General features: G+C 63.5%; 20 protein-coding genes. 7 read left to right on the top strand and 13 right to left on the bottom strand.

The window, feature by feature from the left end:
- Positions 1-2 precede the first annotated feature (2 nt).
- Positions 3-1,364, bottom strand: coding sequence for an AmpG family muropeptide MFS transporter (locus HSDC_RS01730; protein ID WP_064698196.1), 1,362 nt, complete (start codon positions 1,362-1,364; stop codon positions 3-5).
- A 147-nt stretch (positions 1,365-1,511) separates the two neighbouring features.
- On the opposite strand from HSDC_RS01730, the gene rfaH reads away from it, so the two are divergent.
- The 5 genes from rfaH to HSDC_RS01745 all read left to right on the top strand — a co-directional run bounded on the left by rfaH (position 1,512) and on the right by HSDC_RS01745 (position 5,020).
- Positions 1,512-2,057 (top strand): transcription/translation regulatory transformer protein RfaH, encoded by a 546-nt coding sequence (gene rfaH, locus HSDC_RS01735; RefSeq protein WP_064698197.1) that lies wholly within the window; start codon positions 1,512-1,514, stop codon positions 2,055-2,057.
- Positions 2,058-2,118: 61 nt separating this feature from the next.
- Positions 2,119-2,625 (top strand): FKBP-type peptidyl-prolyl cis-trans isomerase, encoded by a 507-nt coding sequence (locus tag HSDC_RS01740; protein ID WP_064698198.1) that lies wholly within the window; start codon positions 2,119-2,121, stop codon positions 2,623-2,625.
- Positions 2,626-2,954: 329 nt separating this feature from the next.
- Positions 2,955-3,515: a cysteine hydrolase family protein gene (locus HSDC_RS16320; protein WP_073292030.1), complete on the top strand. Its 561-nt coding sequence runs from the start codon at positions 2,955-2,957 to the stop codon at positions 3,513-3,515.
- 141 nt (positions 3,516-3,656) lie between these two features.
- Entirely contained in the window at positions 3,657-4,577 is a 921-nt protein-coding gene (locus HSDC_RS16325; protein WP_073292064.1) for an alpha/beta fold hydrolase, read from the top strand.
- 107 nt (positions 4,578-4,684) lie between these two features.
- Positions 4,685-5,020 (top strand): zinc ribbon domain-containing protein YjdM, encoded by a 336-nt coding sequence (locus tag HSDC_RS01745; RefSeq protein WP_064698199.1) that lies wholly within the window; start codon positions 4,685-4,687, stop codon positions 5,018-5,020.
- A gap of 94 nt (positions 5,021-5,114) precedes the next feature.
- Here the strand turns inward: HSDC_RS01745 and HSDC_RS01750 are convergent, their stop codons facing one another.
- The 4 genes from HSDC_RS01750 to HSDC_RS01765 all read right to left on the bottom strand — a co-directional run bounded on the left by HSDC_RS01750 (position 5,115) and on the right by HSDC_RS01765 (position 9,770).
- Complete coding sequence (locus HSDC_RS01750; protein WP_064698200.1) at positions 5,115-6,836, bottom strand: proline--tRNA ligase; 1,722 nt, start codon at positions 6,834-6,836, stop codon at positions 5,115-5,117.
- A 113-nt stretch (positions 6,837-6,949) separates the two neighbouring features.
- On the bottom strand, positions 6,950-7,852 hold the full coding sequence (locus HSDC_RS01755) for a carbon-nitrogen hydrolase family protein (protein WP_064698201.1): 903 nt from the start codon (positions 7,850-7,852) through the stop codon (positions 6,950-6,952).
- On the bottom strand, positions 7,849-8,445 hold the full coding sequence (locus HSDC_RS01760) for a GNAT family N-acetyltransferase (protein WP_064698202.1): 597 nt from the start codon (positions 8,443-8,445) through the stop codon (positions 7,849-7,851). Before HSDC_RS01760 ends, HSDC_RS01755 begins: the two co-directional genes overlap by 4 nt.
- A 134-nt stretch (positions 8,446-8,579) precedes the next feature.
- Positions 8,580-9,770, bottom strand: coding sequence for a benzoate/H(+) symporter BenE family transporter (locus HSDC_RS01765; protein ID WP_064698203.1), 1,191 nt, complete (start codon positions 9,768-9,770; stop codon positions 8,580-8,582).
- A 308-nt stretch (positions 9,771-10,078) separates the two neighbouring features.
- Between HSDC_RS01765 and HSDC_RS01770 the strand changes: the two genes are divergently transcribed.
- A complete protein-coding gene (locus HSDC_RS01770; RefSeq protein WP_064698204.1) occupies positions 10,079-10,654 on the top strand; it encodes a helix-turn-helix domain-containing protein in 576 nt (191 codons plus the stop codon).
- Here HSDC_RS01770 and HSDC_RS01775 read toward each other — a convergent pair.
- The 6 genes from HSDC_RS01775 to HSDC_RS01800 form a co-directional block, all read right to left on the bottom strand.
- Positions 10,644-11,570: an N-acetylmuramoyl-L-alanine amidase gene (locus tag HSDC_RS01775; RefSeq protein ID WP_064698205.1), complete on the bottom strand. Its 927-nt coding sequence runs from the start codon at positions 11,568-11,570 to the stop codon at positions 10,644-10,646. The two genes, HSDC_RS01770 and HSDC_RS01775, sit on opposite strands and share 11 nt — an antisense overlap.
- Before the next feature lie 4 nt (positions 11,571-11,574).
- Positions 11,575-12,318 (bottom strand): DUF3307 domain-containing protein, encoded by a 744-nt coding sequence (locus HSDC_RS01780; protein WP_064698206.1) that lies wholly within the window; start codon positions 12,316-12,318, stop codon positions 11,575-11,577.
- Positions 12,315-12,956: a hypothetical protein gene (locus HSDC_RS01785; protein ID WP_064698207.1), complete on the bottom strand. Its 642-nt coding sequence runs from the start codon at positions 12,954-12,956 to the stop codon at positions 12,315-12,317. Before HSDC_RS01785 ends, HSDC_RS01780 begins: the two co-directional genes overlap by 4 nt.
- 110 nt (positions 12,957-13,066) lie before the next feature.
- The gene (locus HSDC_RS01790; protein ID WP_064698208.1) at positions 13,067-14,245 is read right to left on the bottom strand and encodes a vWA domain-containing protein; all 1,179 of its coding nucleotides are present in this window, start codon (positions 14,243-14,245) and stop codon (positions 13,067-13,069) included.
- 6 nt (positions 14,246-14,251) lie between these two features.
- Complete coding sequence (locus HSDC_RS01795; protein ID WP_064698209.1) at positions 14,252-15,097, bottom strand: AAA family ATPase; 846 nt, start codon at positions 15,095-15,097, stop codon at positions 14,252-14,254.
- A 138-nt stretch (positions 15,098-15,235) separates the two neighbouring features.
- The gene (locus tag HSDC_RS01800; protein WP_064698210.1) at positions 15,236-16,117 is read right to left on the bottom strand and encodes an NAD(P)-dependent oxidoreductase; all 882 of its coding nucleotides are present in this window, start codon (positions 16,115-16,117) and stop codon (positions 15,236-15,238) included.
- A gap of 488 nt (positions 16,118-16,605) precedes the next feature.
- Between HSDC_RS01800 and HSDC_RS01805 the strand changes: the two genes are divergently transcribed.
- Positions 16,606-17,244 (top strand): LysE family translocator, encoded by a 639-nt coding sequence (locus HSDC_RS01805; RefSeq protein ID WP_064698211.1) that lies wholly within the window; start codon positions 16,606-16,608, stop codon positions 17,242-17,244.
- A 319-nt stretch (positions 17,245-17,563) separates the two neighbouring features.
- Here HSDC_RS01805 and yejK read toward each other — a convergent pair whose 3' ends face one another.
- Positions 17,564-18,559, bottom strand: a complete 996-nt coding sequence (yejK, locus tag HSDC_RS01810; RefSeq protein ID WP_064698212.1) for a nucleoid-associated protein YejK — start codon at positions 18,557-18,559, stop codon at positions 17,564-17,566.
- A gap of 88 nt (positions 18,560-18,647) precedes the next feature.
- Entirely contained in the window at positions 18,648-19,286 is a 639-nt protein-coding gene (locus tag HSDC_RS01815; RefSeq protein ID WP_064698213.1) for a hypothetical protein, read from the bottom strand.
- Positions 19,287-19,298: the final 12 nt, after the last annotated feature.

The following is a 19,298-nucleotide window of genomic DNA, read 5'->3' on the forward strand; positions in this document are numbered from 1 at the left end:
GGTCAGGCCTCGTTGGCGGCCGGGCGCAGCAGTGTGCCGCGGCTGACCCATAGCGCCAGAAGGATTGCCGGGATGCCCAGGAGCGAGGCCAGCAGGAAGAAACCGGCATAGCCCTGGGCATCCACTACCAGTCCGCCAAAGCCGCTGAGGAACTTGCCCGGCAGGGTCATCAGCGACGAGAAGAGCGCGTACTGGGTCGCCGTGTAGGCCCGCGACGTCAGACTCGACAGAAAGGCAATGAAGACCGCACTGGCCAGTCCGTTGGACAGGTTGTCGCCGATGATGGTGGTGACCAGCATCGCCAGGTTGTCGCCGGTCGAGGCCAGCACCACGAACAGCAGGTTGGTCAGTGCCGTGGCCGTTGCCCCGAACACCAGCAATGGTCCGATGCCGTAGCGGGCTACCAGCAGGCCGCCGAGAATGCCGCCGAGGATACTCATGGCGATGCCGAAGACATTGGTCACGTTGGCGATGGTGGCCAGCGAGAAGCCCAGGTCGATGTAGAGCGGGTGGGCCATGGACGCCATGGCCAGATCGCTGATGCGAAAGACCGCCACGAACACCAGCAGCCAGAGCGCCTGACGTCGATATCGAGTGAAGAAGTCGGTGAACGGGCAGACGATGGCGCCGATGATCCAGGCGCCCAGGCGCCGTAGCCAGTCGGGGCGCCCGCGGCTGGCGCGCAGGAAGGCGCGCACCCGGGGCTCGTGGATCAGTTGCGTGGAGAGCGACAAGCGCTCCGGCTCCGGGCGCAGCAGGACCGTCACGACACCGACCAGCACCAGCGCCGCCATGCACAGGTAGGCGGCCTTCCAGGACACCATGGAGGCCACGTAGAGCGCACCGGCACCGGCAGCAATCAGCCCGCCGCGATAGCCGACGATATAGGTCGATGCCATGGCGGCCTGCATGTCGTCGGGTGCCGATTCGATGCGGAAGGCGTCGATGGCGATATCCTGGGTCGCCGAACCGAAGGCCACCAGTAGCGAGAACATCGCCACCAGCGGCAGATGGCCGACGGGGTCGAGGTGCGCCAGACTCGCCAGGCCAGTGGCAATCGTCAACTGGGCCAGCAGCATCCAGCCTCGACGCTGGCCGAACCAGCGGGTGAGGCCGGGCAGCGCCAGGCGATCGACCACCGGTGCCCAGAAGAACTTGATCGAATAGAGGATGCCGATCCAGGCGAAGAAGCCGATGGCCGCGACCTCGACGCCATCGCTGCGCAGCCAGGCGGTGAGCGTGGAGAACACCAGCAGGAAAGGCAGACCCGCCGAGAAGCCGAGAAACAGCATGGTCAGCACCGGAGCCTTGAGATAGATCGCCAGGGCATCTCCCCAGCTACGGCGCGCGGTTGGTGTCGGCATGGGTGCGAGCTCTCCTTGCGGCAGGCCTGGCCAGTCCCTCGCGGGGGAGGCCAACGATGTTAGAATACTTGCAAAGGTCGGGGTCTTGAGCGATCCCGATTGTTGCAGAGCACCGAGGGTGATACCAGCCAGAACGCCAGGAGCGACATGAACGATGACAGCATGTGCCCGACGGAGAGTGATGATGCCGTGCCGCGCTGGTACGTCATCCAGTGCAAGGGCGGCGAGTCCTTCCGTGCCGTCGAACATCTCGGCAACCAGGGCTACGAGATCTTTCATCCGGTGCTGCAGGTCCAGAAGAAACGCCGCGGCAAGCTAGCGTGGGCCGTCGAACCGTTGTTCCCGTATTACCTGTTCATCCGTCTCGACCGGCTGGACAGCAACTGGCGTCCGATCCGCTCCACCCGCGGCGTATTGAAGATCGTGACCTTCGGCGTCGAGAGCAGCCCGGTGCCCGTGGACGACGAACTGGTCGAGTCGCTGCGCGAACATGGCCGCCGTGAGCCGGGCGAACCCGCCAACGTCTACTTCCGCGCGGGCGAACCGGTGGAGATCACCGAAGGGCCCTTCAAGGACCTTCAGGCGATCTTCGACACCCACAAGGGCGATGAACGTGCCATCGTGCTGCTCAACATGCTGCACCAGCGGCAGCGTCTGGAGATGCCCGTCAGCCAGCTGCGGCGCCGCGAATAGGCGGCCATCGACATTTCCTCTTTCCTTCTCGACAGACTTTCCCGACTTCCAGGAGACTGCGATGACCATCGCGCCACAGCGGGTCGTGACCCTGCATTATGTTCTCAGCGACGCCGAAGGCCGAGTACTCGACGACTCCCGTGCTCGACACAAGCCACTGGAATACCTGCATGGCCACGGCAACATCCTGGCCGGCCTCGAGGACGCCCTGGCGGAACGGGCGGTAGGCGACCAATCGAGCGTCACCCTCTCGCCGGCCGAGGCCTACGGCGAGCGCGACGAAGCCTTGGTGCGCGAGGTCGGCCGTGACGCCTTCTCGGTGAGCGACCTGGAACCCGGCATGCGCTTCCAGACCCCCGGCGACGACGGCCCCGAGATCGTCACCGTGCTGGAGACGCGTGACGACAGCGTACTGATCGATACCAACCACCCGCTGGCGGGGCAATCGCTCACCTACCGGGTCGAAGTGCTCGATATCCGCGACGCCACCCGCGCCGAACTGGCCAAGGGGCATCCACTGCCGCCTGGCACCACCCCGGACGAAGTGGAAGACAAGAAAATGGTCTGAAGCCGCTGCTGCAGAACAACGAATACTTGATCAAACCACAAGGCGGGATGCCGACAGCATCCCGCCTTGTTTATTTTGCACTCTCGCAAAGGGGCATTTAGTCTTGAATTCAAGAACGCAATGCAAGCCAGATTGTCAGCATAACGAAAACACAATACGCAGCGACTACCGCGGGAAGAAGGGCAAAGTGCCATCGCACCGTGCAGGGTAGGCGGCGGTAGCGTATTTAATAAGAAAGGCAGGCGATGAAGCGAAGGGGCGAGAATGCTCTAGAGGTTTGAATGTAGTATGCATTCAATTCAGTAACATTATTCAGAAGGTAAAGAGGAATGGTGGTGGATAAAGACCCAGTTGCCCTTTTGGTTATAGATATGCAACAAGGTATGAGCGGAATGGCTTCGGGCGAGAGAAACAATCCTTCTGCCGAAAGCAACATTGAGAATTTGCTGGCTGCGTGGAGAAGGAACAGGTTGCCGATAATTCATATACGTCATATTTCACGTACTCCCGAATCCCCATTCTGGCCGGGACAGCCTGGTGTCGAATTTCAACTGCATTTTTTGCCGTTGGCCGGCGAACACATTGTGGAGAAAAATGTACCGGATGCATTTGTTTGCTCAGGCCTTGAGCGATGGCTGCATGTGCGTGATATTCGCCAGATCGTCATTGTTGGTGTAAGCACTAATAATTCTATTGAAGCTACCGCTCGTACGGCCGGTTGTCTCGGATTCAAGGTGCATGTGGTAGAGGATGGTACCTTTGCTTTTCCCAAGAGAGATTTTTCAGGAGTGCAGCGGTCAGCAAGCGAGGTTCATGCTATGTCGCTAGCCAACTTGGATGGAGAATATGCATCTATCCTAAGTGCTGCGCAGGCATTGAAAATGTTCTGAAAAAACCTCAAATATGGCGACAAAATCTGAGTGCTCGATTCGCCAGTATAATCAGGAAAAAGAGTGTGGTTTCTTCGTAACTTGGGTGGGGTGATCGGTGTTGGGTAAGGAAACTTTAAGTGAATTTCATCGGAGATGGAAATGCCAGAAAGATTGGTAACGGTGGGTGGAAGATCACTCTGGAGTGAGTCAGTCGGATCGGAACGAAAAGGTACTATCCTTTTGATTGCTGGTGCCAATGCATCAGCCTTGATGTGGCCGGGTGAGTTTGTCGATATGCTCGTTTCCAAGGGGTATCGCGTTATCCGGTATGATCATCGTGACACGGGCCGCTCGACCTTCATGGAGTTTGGTCAAGCTCCCTATGCCGTGGAGGACCTGGCGGCGGATGCCATATCAGTTCTTGATGCGTGGGAAGTGAGAAAAGCCCATGTTGTAGGCTTGTCGATGGGGGCAACATTAGGGCAGGTGATGGCGCTGGATTATCGAGAACGGCTTCATAGCCTGACGCTCATGTGCGGTGCGGCACTTGATGTGGATTTTGTTGGAAATATAACGCGTGCTTTTTCAGGAAAGACGTCGTCGAATGGGCTTCCTCTTCCGGATAAGAAAGTATTGGAAGCCCTTTCCGAACGCTCGAATCCTTCCGGGAGTATAGAGGAAGAACTCGATCGCCGTGTCAGGGAGTGGAGACTCCTGTCAGGAGACAAGATAGAATTCGATGAGTCCGATTTTCGACTGCGCGAGCAGCAATGCATAGAGCATGCAGGGACTTGGAAGCAGCCGGGAAATCACGCCATGGCAACACCCGTATCGCTTTCTCGAGGAGAGGAGCTAGGGAAGGTGAATGTTCAGACTTTAGTGATACAAGGTTCTGAGGATCCTCTCGATCCACCGCCTCATGGGAAACACATCGCAGATCTGCTGCCAAATAGCCGTTTAGTGGAAATTGATGGCTTGGGTCATTGTCTCCCCAAAGTGCTACTTCCCCGGTTGGCCGAGGAAATAGAACATCATGTGGAACGAAGCCATGCAGGTGATGCTTACATCTCGCCGGCTTGAAGGCGTCGACGTCATAGACAGTCGACGATGCGCTTGAGGCATGTCGGCCTCGCCAATGTCGTGAAGGCGCAGTATCCTGTGCGGCCGATTACACCAGAGATATCGCCATGTCGTTACCGCCTTGCCCGCGTTGCCAGTCAGAGTTCGTGTACCAGGATCAGAGCCATCTCGTGTGTCCCGAGTGTGCGCACGAGTGGAATCCCGCCGAAGTAGAGGCCGAAGATGTCGTGGCGGTCAAGGATGCCAATGGGACGCTCTTGACCGAAGGTGACAAGGTCACGCTGGTCAAGGACCTCAAGGTCAAGAGCAGCTCGCTGGTGCTCAAGATTGGTACCAAGGCGGTGATCCGGCGTATCAAGGACAGCAAGGATCACCAGTTGGACTGCAAGGTCGATGGGGCGGGTGACATGATGGTGACCGCCAGTTTCGTCAAGAAAGCCTGAGTAGCGCTCACCAGAAACCCCGCCAGTCTCGAGTGTTGCTCGAGGCCTGGCGGGATTTTTTTGAGCCGTTTTACGGGATAGCGGCGTTATCCGATCAGCCGCCGATCTTCTCGCGCAGGAAGTCGATGACGTCGTCGATGGGGATCATGGTGGCTTCGCTGTCGCGGCGGCCTTTGTACTCCAGTTCGCCCTTGTCGAGGCTGCGGTCGCCGATGACGATGCGGTGAGGAATGCCCATCAGTTCCTGGTCGGCGAAGCGCACGCCGGGGCGCAGGTCGCGGTCGTCGATCAGGACGTCGAGTCCGGCGTCGGAGAGCGCCTGGTAGAGGCGTTCGCTCTCGTCGCGCACGCGCTGCGACTTGTGGGCGTTCATCGGCACCAGGGCGACGTTGAAGGGCGCGATGGCGTCGGGCCAGATGATGCCGGCGTCGTCGTGGTTCTGCTCGATGGCGGCGGCGACGACCCGGGTCACGCCGATGCCGTAGCAGCCCATCAGCAGGGGCACGGCCTGGCCGTTGTCGTCGAGCACGGTGGCGTTCATCGCCGTGGAGTACTTGGTGCCGAGCTGGAAGACGTGGCCGACCTCGATGCCGCGGGCGATGGAAAGCGTGCCCTTGCCGTCCGGCGAAGGGTCGCCCTCGACCACGTTGCGCAGGTCGGCAACCTTGGGCAGGGCGACGTCGCGCTCCCAGTTGATGCCGAAGTAGTGCTTGCCGTCGACGTTGGCGCCGGCGCCGAAGTCGCTCATCAGCGCCACGCTGCGGTCGATGATCAGCGGCATATCGAGGTTCACCGGGCCGAGTGAGCCGGGGCCGGCACCCACCGCCGCGCGAATTTCCTCCTCGCTGGCCATGGTCAGGGGAGCGGCGACCTCGGGGAGGTTCTCGGCCTTGACCTCGTTGAGCTCGTGGTCGCCGCGCACCAGCAGGGCGACCAGTCCACCCTCGGTGCCGTGCACCATCAGCGTCTTGATAGTCTTCTCGATGGGCAGGCCGTGCTGCTCGACCAGGGTGGCGATGGTACGCGCATTCGGGGTGTCGACCAGTCGCAGTTCTTCCTGAGGAGCGGGGCGTTCGGGTGTCTCGCCCAAGGGCGCGGGTAGTGCCTCGGCCTTCTCGATGTTGGCGGCGTAGTCGGAGCCGGTGGAGAAGATGACCGCGTCCTCGCCGGAGTCGGCCAGCACCTGGAATTCGTGGGAGCCGCTGCCGCCGATGTCGCCGTTGTCGGCCTCGACGGCGCGGAAGTCCAGTCCAAGGCGCGTGAAAATGCGCACATAGGCGTCGTACATGGCGTCGTAGGAACGCTGCAGGCCGGCCTGGTCGACATCGAAGGAGTAGGCGTCCTTCATGATGAACTCGCGGGCGCGCATCACCCCGAAGCGCGGGCGGGTCTCGTCGCGGAACTTGGTCTGGATCTGGTAGAAGTTGGACGGCACCTGTTTGTAGGAGCGCAGTTCGTTGCGCACCAGGTCGGTGATGACCTCTTCGTGGGTCGGGCCATAGCAGAAGTCGCGATCATGACGGTCGCGGATACGCAGCAGCAGGTTGCCGTACTGGTCCCAGCGGCCGGACTCCTGCCAGAGTTCCGCTGGCTGGATCGCGGGCATCAGAACTTCCTGGGCGCCGGCACGGTTCATCTCTTCGCGGATGATGTTCTCGACCTTGCGGAGCGTGCGCAGCCCCAGAGGCAGCCAGGTATAGAGTCCCGAGTTGAGACGGCGGATCATGCCGGCACGCAGCATCAGCTGATGGCTGACGATATCGGCGTCGGCAGGGGTTTCCTTCAGGGTGGCTATCAGAAGTTGACTGGCGCGCATGGGTCCTGGGTCACCTCGAGTCTGGGGCTTGTCGTGAGCATGAATGAAGCCGCGCAAGGCGGGGTATCGTGGCATTGTACGGTGTGGCGGGATCGGCGGCAAAAGCCCTTGGCTCAGGCCGGTCGACGCGTCTCGACGCCTGACTCGAGCCGTTCGAGCTGACGCGTCCAGTCGGCGTGGTTGTCGACCTGGCCGCGCTCGCGCAGGGCGGCGATGGCGCCGAGGTCGAGCGTGGCGAATTGCCAGCCTGGGGTGGCGTCGTGGCTCTTCACCAGGATGCCGTCTGGTGGGAAGCCGCGATCGCAAGGCGTGTAGACGGCGGCATGGCCGATGTTGATATCCACCGCTGGCGACCACAGTGCCTCGCCCACGGTGGGCGAGTGAATCACCGCCACTTGTTGCTCGATGGCCCTGGCCTGGGCGCTGAGCCTGACCCGCTGGTAGCCGGCCTGAGTGTCGGTGCAGCTGGGCACCAGCAGCAGGTCGGCCCCGGCCTCGATCTGCGCCCTCGCGAGCAGCGGGAACTCGCTGTCGTAGCAGATCAGGATACCGAGACGTCCCGCCGGGGTATCGAACACGCGCAGGCCATCGCCCGGCGAGATGCCCCATTCATTGGCCTCGAACCGCGTCATGAGCTGCTTGTCCTGGAAGTCGGCGTCGCCGTCGGGGGTAAACAGCCAGGCGCGATTGGCGAAGCGACCGTCCTCGCGTTGCCAGGGTAGGGAGGGCGCGAGCAGGGTCACGCCATGGGCGATGGCGAGTTCCCGCCAGGTGTCATGAAAGGCCTCGCGCCAGGGTTGCAGGCCGTGCAGCTGGGCCTGGAGGTCGTCACGCTCGGCCGCGGGCAGCAGCGAGGTCAGCTCCATGCCGCCGTATTCCGGGAACACCAGCAGCTCGGCACCCCGACTTGCGGCGTCATGCACCCAGCGGGCGGCCTTGGCGCGGAAGGCCGCGATATCCTCGAAGGCCTCGATGGGATACTGGGCCGTGGCCACGCTGAGGATGGCATCGCTCATGCCGGGGTCTCCCGCAGCCAGAACACCATGGGCTTGGCGGTCTCCTCGGTGTCGTCGAGATCCTTCCAGGCGAAGGTCGTGGCGAGTTCCGGTATCCGCCGGTAGCCCCGGCCCTGCCAGAAGTCGTGCAGGGGGCGATAATCGGCCGGGCGACGCGGATGGTCATCCGGTCGTTCCACGGCGCAGAAGGCCACCCAGGCGAAGCCGGCCTCGGCGGCATGGCGCTCCCGGGCATCCATGAAGGCATGGCCGAGGCCGCCGCCGCGATAGTCGGGCAGCAGGACGGACTCGCCATAGTAGAAGACATCCTCGATCCGGTAGCCGGCTCGCTCGAAGGGCGCGCGGAATTCGTCCAGCTCGTCGACCAGGGGCTGGGCGGTGGAGGCTCCGACCAGGCGTTCGCCGTCCAGGGCCAGCACGAAGAGACTGCGCGGGTTGTCGGCGTAACGCTGGAGATAGTCGGCCTCGTAGGCCGGGTCGCCATCGTACAGGTAGGGGTAGTCACGGAAGACGCGGATGCGCAGATCCGCCAGCGCTTCAAGGTAAGGGGCAATGTCCGTCCCTTGGCAAGTCGTCAGTCGCGGTTTCGGCATGGCGTTGCTCGTCGACGATGTCGGAAGTTGATCAGGCTTGCAGGCAAGCGCTTGGTTGCTGTCATGACCCTATCAGGCCTGTGTCGAGCTGCCCATCGCCGTGGCGACGTCTCCTGCCGAGCCGGCGACATCTGTCAGGCTCGGCGGCGCAGCACCCAGAGCGTGACGAGGCCGCCCACCAGGCCCCAGAAGGCCGCACCGATACCACCCAGGCCGATGCCCGAGGCGGTGATGAGGAAGGTGACCAGGGCGGCATCGCGATGGCCGGTGTCACCCAGGGCATCGGCGAGACCGCCGCCGAGGGTCGGCAGCAGGGCGAGGCCGGCGACGGCCATCACCAGCTCGGCCGGAAAGGCGGCGAACAGCGAGGTGACGGTGGCACCGAACAGGCCGAGCAACAGATAGAAGCCACCGGCGGCGATACCGGCGGTGTAGCGGCGCGCGGGATCGGCGTGGGCCTCGGGCTCCTGGCAGACCGCCGCGCTGATCGCCGCCAGGTTGAGCGCGAAACCGCCAAACGGGGCCAGCGCCAGGGTAGCGACACCAGTGCCGCCGATCAGCGGCGAGATCGGCGGGGCATAGCCGGCGGCGCGGATGGCGGCGATGCCGGGCAGATTCTGGGAGGCCATGGTGACCACGAACAGCGGCACGCCCACACCCACCATGGCGGTGAGCGAAAAGCTCGGCATGATGAAGTCCGGGCTGGCCAGGGCGGGCGTGACCTCGCCCAGATGCAGCGAACCCTCGAACAGCGCCATGGCGATGCCGACGGCCAGCACCATCGGGATGGCATAGCGCGGCCAGAGGCGCTTGCCCGCCAGATAGGCAAGACACATGGCCAGCGGCAGGAGCAGGTCGTGCTCCATGGCCATGAACAGATCGAGTCCGAAGCGCAGCAACACGCCGGCCAGCAGCGCCGAGGCCAGCGCACGGGGCAGGCGGTGCATCAGGCGTTCGAACAGGCCGGTCACGCCACACAGGGTGATCAACAGTGCCGAGAAGAGAAAGGCGCCGATGGCCTCGCTCATGCTCACACCGGGCAGGCTGGTGGCCAGCAGGGCCGCGCCGGGCGTTGACCAGGCGGTGAGCAGCGGCATGCGGTAGCGCCACGAGAAGACGATGGTGGTCAGCCCCGAGCCGATGCCCAGCGCCCACATCCAGGAGCCGATCTGCGCCTGGCTGGCGCCGGCCGCCTCGGCGGCCTGGAAGATGATCACCGCTGAACTGGTATAGCCGATCAGCACGGCGATGAACCCCGCCGTGAGGGTGGAAAGCGTGGTATCGCCGAGCGTCGCGAGCCGGCTGGTTGAGGGTTTGCTGGACATGGTGCGAGTTCCCGTGAAGAAGACGCTGACTAAATGCCTGCGCATGCAAATTGCTGTGTCGCGCGGTACTCGAAAGCTCGCCTAACTATCAGTCTCGCCTAGCTATCAGTTATGTCTCGCTTTCTGTGCTCCGTGCGCTTCACTATGCTCGGCGACTTATTCAGCGTCTCCTGAATGGTTGTGCGTTATAGCGCACAGTCTTGGCAAGATAGCATCGTGCGTTATCGCGTACAATTCGCGGCAGAGCTTGCGATCATCATCGCGAGCGAATCGAGGCACGGTATGTCGCGAGGAGGAATCGGCGTCGCATGGAGGAAATAGCGCAACACATCGCCACGACAATCCGGACGCTGCGTGGACAACGTGGCTGGAGCCTGGATCGTACCGCGCGGGAGACTGGTGTCAGCAAGGCCATGCTGGGGCAGATCGAGCGCGGAGAATCCAGCCCCACCGTGGCCACCTTGTGGAAGCTCGCCAGCGGGTTCCGGGTATCCTTCTCCAGCCTGTTGGGCGGCGGTGTGGTGGCGTCGGACACGGTGTGTCATGGCGCCGAGGCCGTCTGGGGGGAAGACGCCGCGGGCATGCAGGTGGAGCCGCTGTTTCCCTTCGATCCGTGGCTGGGCTTCGAGCTGTTCGTGATCACCTTGGCACGGGGCGCGGTCAGCGAGTCGGCGCCTCATGCGCCGGGGGTGGTGGAGCATGTGGTGGTGATCGAAGGCGAGCTCGAGATACGCTTGGGTGATGACTGGCGGCGTCTCGTACCGGGAGAAGGGCTACGCTTCGCGGCTGACCGCCCTCACGCCTATCGCAATGCTGTCGCGACGCCGACCCGGTTTCACAACGTGATTCACTACCCGCGTGATAGCGCCACCCTCACGGAGTGATGTCGTTCGCCTGCGTCGGCGTATCCAGCCGGGCCAGGGCTTCGGGGCGGTACTGTGCCAGCAGCGCCCAGAGTCGTGCGGCGCTCTCGGCGTCCGGCAGCCCGCGGTAATCGCTCGGGCGGAAATGCATCTGGAAGGCGCGCAGCACGGCCCGGGTGCGTTCGTCGAGTCGTCCGCTCGGGGCGAGCGCATAGCCCCATTCGGCCAGGGCCGCCTGCAGGGTCGCCAGATCGGGCGGCCGCTCGGCGAAACGACGGCGATAATGTGCCACCCTGTCGGCATCGGGCCAGGCGCCGATGCCCGCCTCGTGAAGCCGTTGCCAGGGAAAGGCCGGTCCGGGGTCGATCTTGCGCTCGGGAGCGATGTCGGCGTGACCCAGAATGTCCTCGGGCGCGATATCGTGTCGCTCGATGATGTCCCGCATCAGGTAGATCAACGTCTCAATTTGGGTGTCGGGGTAGGGGGCCCAGCGCAGCTGGCCAGCCTCCCGGGCTTCCAGCGCGTGGCGCAGTGAGTCGCCGCTGAGTTCGGGGCCGTCATTGACGATCTCGATGCCAATGGAGGTGGCGTTGAGGCCACGCTGGTCGCGCCACGCACTGGCGCCGGCATGCCAGGCCCGGCGTGATTCGTCGACCAGTTGATAGACGCGAGGCTCGCCTTGCGCTGGTGGTACCGGCAGCAGGTAATGGCTGCTGACCCGAGGGCCGGTCAGGATCGATAGGGAGGTGGCCTCATCTTCGTCGGTGTAATGGAGGATCAGGTGGCGAACCCGGCTGTCGTGGGCGGATGATGAATGCCCATGGTCGATGCGATAGCCGTCGCGAGGCACCGAGCCGCCATGGGAGCAGCCCGCCAGCAGCGCACTCAGGAGTAGAGCGCCTGGCAAAAGAGTCAGAAGAAGGCTCCTGGTCATCATGCCGTCACCCACCCCAGAACAGCGAACGCGTCAGCAGGCCGAGCAGCAGGGTCAGGGAAATGCTCAGCAGCGTGCCCAGCAGAACGTATTCGGTGAGCTTGCGGTCCTTGCGTTCGCGCAGGTCGCCATAGCGCAGCACCGACTTGGCGGTGAGCAGAAACCCCACGGCGGCGAGTTCGTCCTGCAGCACTAGGGTCAGCACCATCAGACGCTCGAGCATGCCGATGCGGGCGCCGGCGGCTACCAGGGTGCCGGGATCGACGACGTCCTGGCTCCAGGGTCGCAGGGCAAGCGCGATGGCCAGCGACATGGGGCGGGTGACCAACAGGTAGGACAACGCCAGGCCCAGGGTCTCGGGGTGGGTGAGCCACGCCAGTGCCGCCGTCAGTGGGGCCATGCCGTCGACCCAGGCCAGCCACAGGCCGAGCAGCACCAGCAGGTGCAGGGCCTGGTCGAGCAGGAACCAGTGCAGCTTGCCGGGGTCCAGGTGCGACTTGCCGAGATCGATCAACCAGTGGCTTGCTGCCACCGACAGGGCGCCGATTGCGGCGAAGGCGGTGCTGGCCCCGGCCAGCAGCAGGACCAGCAGCACCAGTACGCCATGCAGGCCGGCATGCAGAGAGAGCGCCGCCGAGCGAGCCTTGCGCTGCTGGCGCGATTCCACCCAGCGACGAGGCTGGAGCAGGAAATCGCCGGCCAGGTGAACCAGCAGCAGGCCGAGCAGGGTGGCGGTGGTCGCGGCGGTCATGATGACGGGCCCTCCATGGCCAGGCGTGAACGGAAGAAGGCCAGGGTGTCGGCCAGCAATGCCCAGCGCGCGGTACGCAGCCGCTTGTGGACGCTGGGCTGACGGATGCCCAGGCGGTCGGCCAGTGCCTGCTGGGACGCGTCATGCCAGAGTCGCAGATGGGTGATCTCGGCGGCGTGTCGGGACCAGCCATCGATCAGCTCGTCGACATAGCGAATCAGCAGGGCGAGGCCGGGATCTTCGGGCGCGTCGACCAGCGCGAGGGTGAGGTGGGTCTCATCGCCCATGGCGTCGAGACCCTGGCCCGAGGCCACGAAGACCGGCCCGTCGGCGGCGGCCAGGGGCGCGTCGGGCTGCCAGGTATCGGCGCCGACCGCGACGGCCACTCGGGCGTCCCAGCGTTGCGTTTCGCCGTGCATGACCAGGGCCGCGCGCAGTGCCACGGCAACGTCCAGGGCGGTGGCGGCGTTCGGCATGGCAAGCTGGAAGCCGTCGCCGCGAAAGCGCTCGTAGCGGCCATCGTGATGCGAGGCCAGGTGTTCCAGGGTTTCGTCGAGCACACCATGCAGGCGCCGACTGTCAGCGATGCGGCGTGAGTCGATGATATCGCCCGTGAGGACGGCGATGTGCTGGGTCATGGTCTGATTCCGTGGCCTTCACATCCACAGTATAGCCATAAAGCGTTATTTTTTCACTTTATAACCAATAGAGGCTATATTTTGTCTTTATAGCCCTCATGGGGTATCGGTTAGCGTGCCAGTTCCGTCATGGCGTCTTCCAGTCCACCCAGCGTCATGGGGTACATGCGGTCGTCGATCAATTCGCGGATCAGCTGGGTGGAGTGGGTGAACTCCCAGAAGCGCTGGGGCATGGGGTTGAGCCAGACGAGATTGGGAAAGGCGTGGGTCAGCCGCGATAGCCATACTGCCCCGGCCTCGTCGTTGAAGTGCTCGACACTGCCGCCCGGATGGGTGATCTCGTAGGGCGACATGGCAGCGTCGCCGACGATCACCACCTGATAGTCGGCGCCATAGGTGTTGAGCACGTCCCGGGTCGGCGTGCGTTCGTGCCTCCGCCGGGCGTTATTTCGCCACAGGCCCTCGTAGGGGCAATTATGGAAATAGAAGTGTTCGAGGTGCTTGAACTCGGCGCGGGCGGCGGAGAAGAGCGCCTCGCAGGTGCGGATGTGGTCGTCCATGGAGCCGCCGACATCGAGCAGCAGCAGGGCTTTCACGGCATTGCGGCGCTCGGGGCGCATTTGGACGTTGAGCAGTCCGGCGTCGCGGGCGGTGGCGCGGATGGTGGCGTCGACATCGAACTCTTCCGCCGCACCCTGGCGGGCGAAGCGCCGCAGGCGGCGCAAGGCCATCTTGATGTTGCGCGTGCCCAGCTCGCGGTTGGCATCGTAGTCGCGAAAGCGACGTTCGTCCCAGACCTTCGCTGCCCGTCGATGGCGTGAGCCGTCCTGGCCGATGCGAATGCCCTCGGGGTTGTAGCCGTAGGCGCCGAAGGGGCTGGTGCCGCCGGTGCCGATCCACTTGTTGCCGCCGGCGTGCCGCTTGTGCTGTTCCTCGAGGCGGCGCTTGAAGGTCTCGATCAATGACTCGAGACCGCCCAGCGATTCGATCCGCGCCTTCTCTTCCTCGCTGAGCTGTTTCTCGAATTCGCGACGCAGCCAGTCATCGGGAATCAGCGCCTCGATGCCCGCGTCCAGGTCTTCCAGCCCTTCGTACCAGGCGGAAAATGCCCGGTCGAAGCGATCGAAGTGACGTTCGTCCTTGATCAGCACGGTGCGGGCGAGGTGGTAGAACGCCTGGAGGTCGGCGAAGACCATGCCGTGCTCGACCGCCGCGTGCAGATCGAGCAGCTCGCGCAGCGACACCGGCACCTCGAAGCGCCGCAGGGTCTCGAACAGGCCGATGAACATGGCGGATCAGCGTCCTTGCCGGCGCATCATGAAGGCCAGCCGTTCCAGTAGCTGGGTATCCTGCTCGTTCTTGACCAGGGCGCCGGCCAACGGGGGAAGGGCACGTGCCGGGTCGCGCTGATAGAGCGCTTCCTGGGCCAGTTCGTCGGCCATCAGCAGCTTCAGCCAGTCGACCAGCTCGGAGGTGGAGGGCTTCTTCTTGAGGCCCGGCGCCTCGCGCAGCTCGAAGAACACCTCCAGGGCCTGGCTGACGAGGCGTGGCGCGATCTCGGGGAAGTGCACGTCGACGATGGCCTGCATCGTCTGCTTGTCGGGAAAGTCGATGTAATGGAAAAAGCAGCGACGCAGGAAGGCGTCGGGCAGTTCCTTCTCGTTGTTGGAGGTGATCACGACCACTGGGCGATGACGGGCACGAATGGTCTCGCCGGTTTCATAGACATGGAATTCCATGCGGTCGAGTTCCTGGAGCAGATCGTTGGGAAACTCGATGTCGGCCTTGTCAATCTCGTCGATCAGCAGAACCACCCGCTCGTCACTGGTGAAGGCCTCCCACAGCTTGCCGGGACGCAGGTAGTTGGCCACGTTCTCCACGCCCTCGATACCCAGTTGCGAATCCCGCAACCGGCTGACGGCGTCGTATTCATAGAGCCCCTGGGCTGCCTTGGTGGTCGACTTGATGTGCCAGGTGATCAGGCGTGTGTCCAGCGACGCCGCCAGTTCTTCGGCCAGCAGCGTCTTGCCGGTGCCGGGTTCGCCCTTGATCAGCAGGGGCCGTTGCAGGGTGACGGCGGCGTTGACCGCCTGTTTCAGGGCCTCGGTGGCCACATAGGTTGAGCTACTGTCGAACGCCATGAATCGCCTCGCATGAGGGAAGCACTGTCCAGATGCCTGCGCGATGCTCGGCAATTCATCCCGTGCTTCCTGAAGGGGTGTCGAAATTCAAACGAGTGTACGTAAGGCTGCCGGCGCCGACAATCGTGGAGGACGACGTCAGGACCGACGATAGGTCTCGACCAGGGTGGCCGGGTCGCTCTCATCATACCCGTGCGCCGCATGGGCACGCATCAACTGGGCAGCCAGGCCGCTCATGGGGGTGGCGCTGAGGGTTCGGCCACCTTGGGCTACGGCCATGTCCAGATCCTTGAGCAGCGTACGCAGGTGCCAGGCCGGAGAGTCGAAATCGCTGGCGGCCATGCGCGGGGCAAGGATGCGCAGCGGCGTGGAGTCAGCGAAACCGCCGGCCAGAGCCTCGGTGAGACGCGAGGCATCGACGCCGCTGGTCTCGGCCAGGGCCACCGCCTCGGCGATCACCGCCGCCTGACAACCGACGATCATCTGGTTGCAGACCTTGGTCACCTGACCGCTGCCCACCGGCCCCATGTGCGTGATGCGCGCGGCAAGCGGTTCCAGCAGAGGGCGGGCCGCGTCGATGTCCTCGCTGTTGCCGCCGCACATGATGGCGAGTTCGCCGGTCTCGGCACCGACCACGCCACCGGACACCGGGGCGTCCACCCAGCGTATGCCGCGGCGCTCGGCGAGTGTCTTGGCCATGTGCCGGGTGGCGTCGGGATCGCTGCTGGACAGGTCGATCACAAGTTGCCCTGGGTGCCCATGCTCGGCCAGGCCGCCGGGGCCGAACACCAGCTCCTGAACGACCGCTGTGTTGGCCAGGCACAGCATGATCACATCGACCCCGTCGATCAGGGAGGCGACGTCGTCGGCAAGTTGCGCGCCGCTCTCGGTGGCCACGGAGGCGGCCTTCTCGGGCGTGCGGTTCCAGAGCGTGACATCGAAGCCGGCGGCGATCAGGCGGCGTGACATGGGATCGCCCATCAGGCCGATACCGATGAAACCGAGACGGGGGCGGGGCATGGGCAAGTCTCCATTGCAATGGCGTTGGCGCTATAGCATGCGTCATGGAAACGGTTTCCATCAAATGGCGTCGTGCTTGCGGCGGGCATGTGCAACGAAGGTCGGATTGTCGCGGTAGCGTGAATGGCGTTTCATTAACGCAAACAATGAGATCATGGCGGGTGCGCCGGCGGACTCGGCGACCTGACAAAAAAAATGTCCCCCGAAGGGGACAAGAGGAGCACGCCAGCTCACCCGCTTGCTATCCGAAAATCATGCCTGGATAGGAAAATTCGAACAAGAACAATAAGTTGAAAACTTTACCATGCGGCGGTCCATCTCCTGGGCCGCCGTTTTCATGTCGTGATGCACCACTCCATCACCATCGAGTGCCTGCATGCCTCATTTCAGGGCAGTCGAGACAGGGCAGGCGAGCCGGCATGTCGTTTGCCGGGATAAGGTCGTATCCTCTCCTTGAGTCGCGACAGGAATAAAGGAGCCCCGTCATCATGCTGACCTATTCATTGGCCCACTGGATGGCCTTTCTCTCTACCGCGATCCTGTTGAATCTGTCGCCGGGGCCCGACATGGCATTCATTCTCGGGCAGACCGCCAGACATGGCCGGCGAGGCGGTATTGCCGCCATGTTTGGTGTCTGGAGTGGTGCCGCGCTGCATGTGGCCATGGCGGCACTGGGGCTCTCGGCGGTACTGGCTACCTCGGCGCTGGCGTTCTCGCTGGTGAAATGGATCGGGGCAGCCTACCTGGTGTGGCTGGGGTTGCAGATCCTGTTGCGCCGAGGAACCGGGGAAGCTTCCGGCGTCGCCGTGCCGAGCACACCACGCCCGGGTGCCATTTTCCGTCAGGGCATGCTGGTGTCGGCGCTCAACCCCAAGGTGGCGGTGTTCTTCCTGGCCTTTCTGCCCCAGTTCGTGGTGCCCGGCGCCGGGCCGGCCGCCTTGCAGCTGGCCTTGCACGGCGGCCTGATCATCCTGGTGGCGGCACTGATCGAGCCACCGCTGGTGTTCATCGGCGACCGACTGGCGCGTGCCCTGAGCGATCATCGCCGTCTCGGCACCTGGCTGGAGAAGGCCCTGGGGGGCCTGTTCGTCACGCTGGGAGTGAAGCTGGCGCTGAGCGAGCGCTAGGCACTGTCCGAAAAGTGCCTACGCTCGGTTATACGACGTTGAAAATCCGCTCAAATGCTCATTTACTCCTTGTAAACTCCGCATTTTGACTCGTGACATCCCTGTCACTCGCGCTTCGAGCAGCAGAGCTGCCCAAATCGCCAATCCTGGCGATTTGTCGCAAATTTTCGCCTTGTGATCCACATGGATGTGGGAAATGCGATGGCCCGTCGGAAACGGGCCTATCGCTCGTCGACTTTTCAGACAAGGCCTAGGGGGGGAAGTGCTGATTTATTGCTGCGCTCAGCTGTCTTCCTTCTTCCCTCTTATGTCTTGCCCTTTATTCCTCTTTCCGTAGTTGCTTGCGCAGTCCGGTGGGCACCTGCTTGATGATCAGCCGGTCATTTTCCTCGTCGTACTCCACGGCGGCGCCGAGCAGGTGGGAGTCGAAGCTGATCGACACGCCGGCCGCGCGCCCCGTGAAGCGCTTGAAGGCCTTGAGGGTTCGCTTGTCCGGGGGGATCTCCGGCGCCAGGCCGTAGTCGCTGTTGCGGATATGCTCGTAAAAGGCCTTCGGCTGCTGCTCGTCGACCAGCTCGGAGAGCTCTTCCAGCGTCATCGGCTCGCCTCGGCTGGCCTGGTCGCTGGCGTAGTCGATCAGCGTATCGGTCTTCTCGCGGCTGGTTTCCTCCGGCAAGTCCTCGCTTTCCACGTAATCGCTGAAGGCCTTGAGCAGGGTACGCGTTTCCTGGCTAGCATCGAGCGGCTCGCTAGCACCGAGCACCTCGGCGAAGGCGTCGGCGAGTTTGCGACCGCCACGGTCGCGCGTATAGGACAGGTAGGGATGGGAGGCGCTGCCATCGCGCCATTGACCGATATCGAGGCGCGCGCCGAGGGTCATCTGGGAGAGGTTGAGTTGCCGGCTGGGAACGATCTCCAGGTGTTCGCCGATACCGAACCCCTCGCGGTGGTGGAGCAGGGCCATGATCAGGTAGCGGGCCTCGCCCTGGCGATGGTCGACGACCAGCAGGTGGCCGCCCAGCGGCAGGTGGGCGTCGACCAGGGGCGCAATGGCATGGGCCAGTTCTCGCGTCAGCTCGGTGAAATCGAGTTCATCTGCCAGGTAGCGCGCCAGGGCGCCGGGCAGGCTGGCCTCGGTGTCGTCGCTGAAACGCCCCCAACCCTTGGCCTTGGCATGATAGGCGCTGTTGAGGCCGGCCAGCAGGTCGTCCAGGGCGGCCGACGCTTCGAGCTCCCCCGGGGCGGGCACGACCCGTGCGGGGCTTTCGCCGTCTTGCTTGTCGATGCGGTGGATGATGCTGTGCAGGATCGGCATGGGGACCTCGCGGCTCGCGGATGACGGGCGGCGATGATACCGCAAGAGCCCCTGGCTCGGCTGCCCCGATGACGCTCGAGGGCCATGCTCATAGGCGATTCAACGTCGGCGGAAAGTGCGCGTTCAACTGCCCGATCCGATAGATGTCGTGCAGATAGGTGTCGAGCCGGGCAATGAGATGCGTGACCAGGATCAGTGCATAGACCAGTAGCATCAAAAGCGGCGCGCTGTTCGCCCATGCCAGCGTGGGCCAGGAGATCTCGTAGCCGATGGTGTAGACGCTCAGGCCTCCCAGGAAGATGGCGAGCAATGTGTTGACGATGATCAGGACCAGGAGAGGGCCGCGCAGGCTCTTGCCGGGCGGGGCGGTTTTCCAGAAGGGCAGGTGGCGGATGCTGATCGCGCCGTTGCAGACGATGTTGTGCCGGCGGCGCAGCAGCGGCGCGGCGTCGAGGTCTGCCTTGCCCTCGGAGAAGGCCGCCAGCACCACCCGAGGATCGAGATCCTTGCCGAAGAGCGCGGCGACCGAAGCCGCGAAGCCGGCGGATTCGCCCGTCCGCGCGTATTGTCGGGCCTGACGGGAAAGATCGCGCAGTGCCTCGTCCTCGATTCCGGAGAGCCGTCGCGCGTCGCCGAAGCTCTGAGCGCAGTAGATATCGTACAACTGATAGATGGCGATGCAGACACCGAGATAGATCAGCACGAAGGTGGCGATGCTCAACATCATGTTTGTCTCCTG

Source organism: Halomonas caseinilytica, from assembly GCF_001662285.1.
GTDB lineage: Bacteria > Pseudomonadota > Gammaproteobacteria > Pseudomonadales > Halomonadaceae > Halomonas > Halomonas caseinilytica.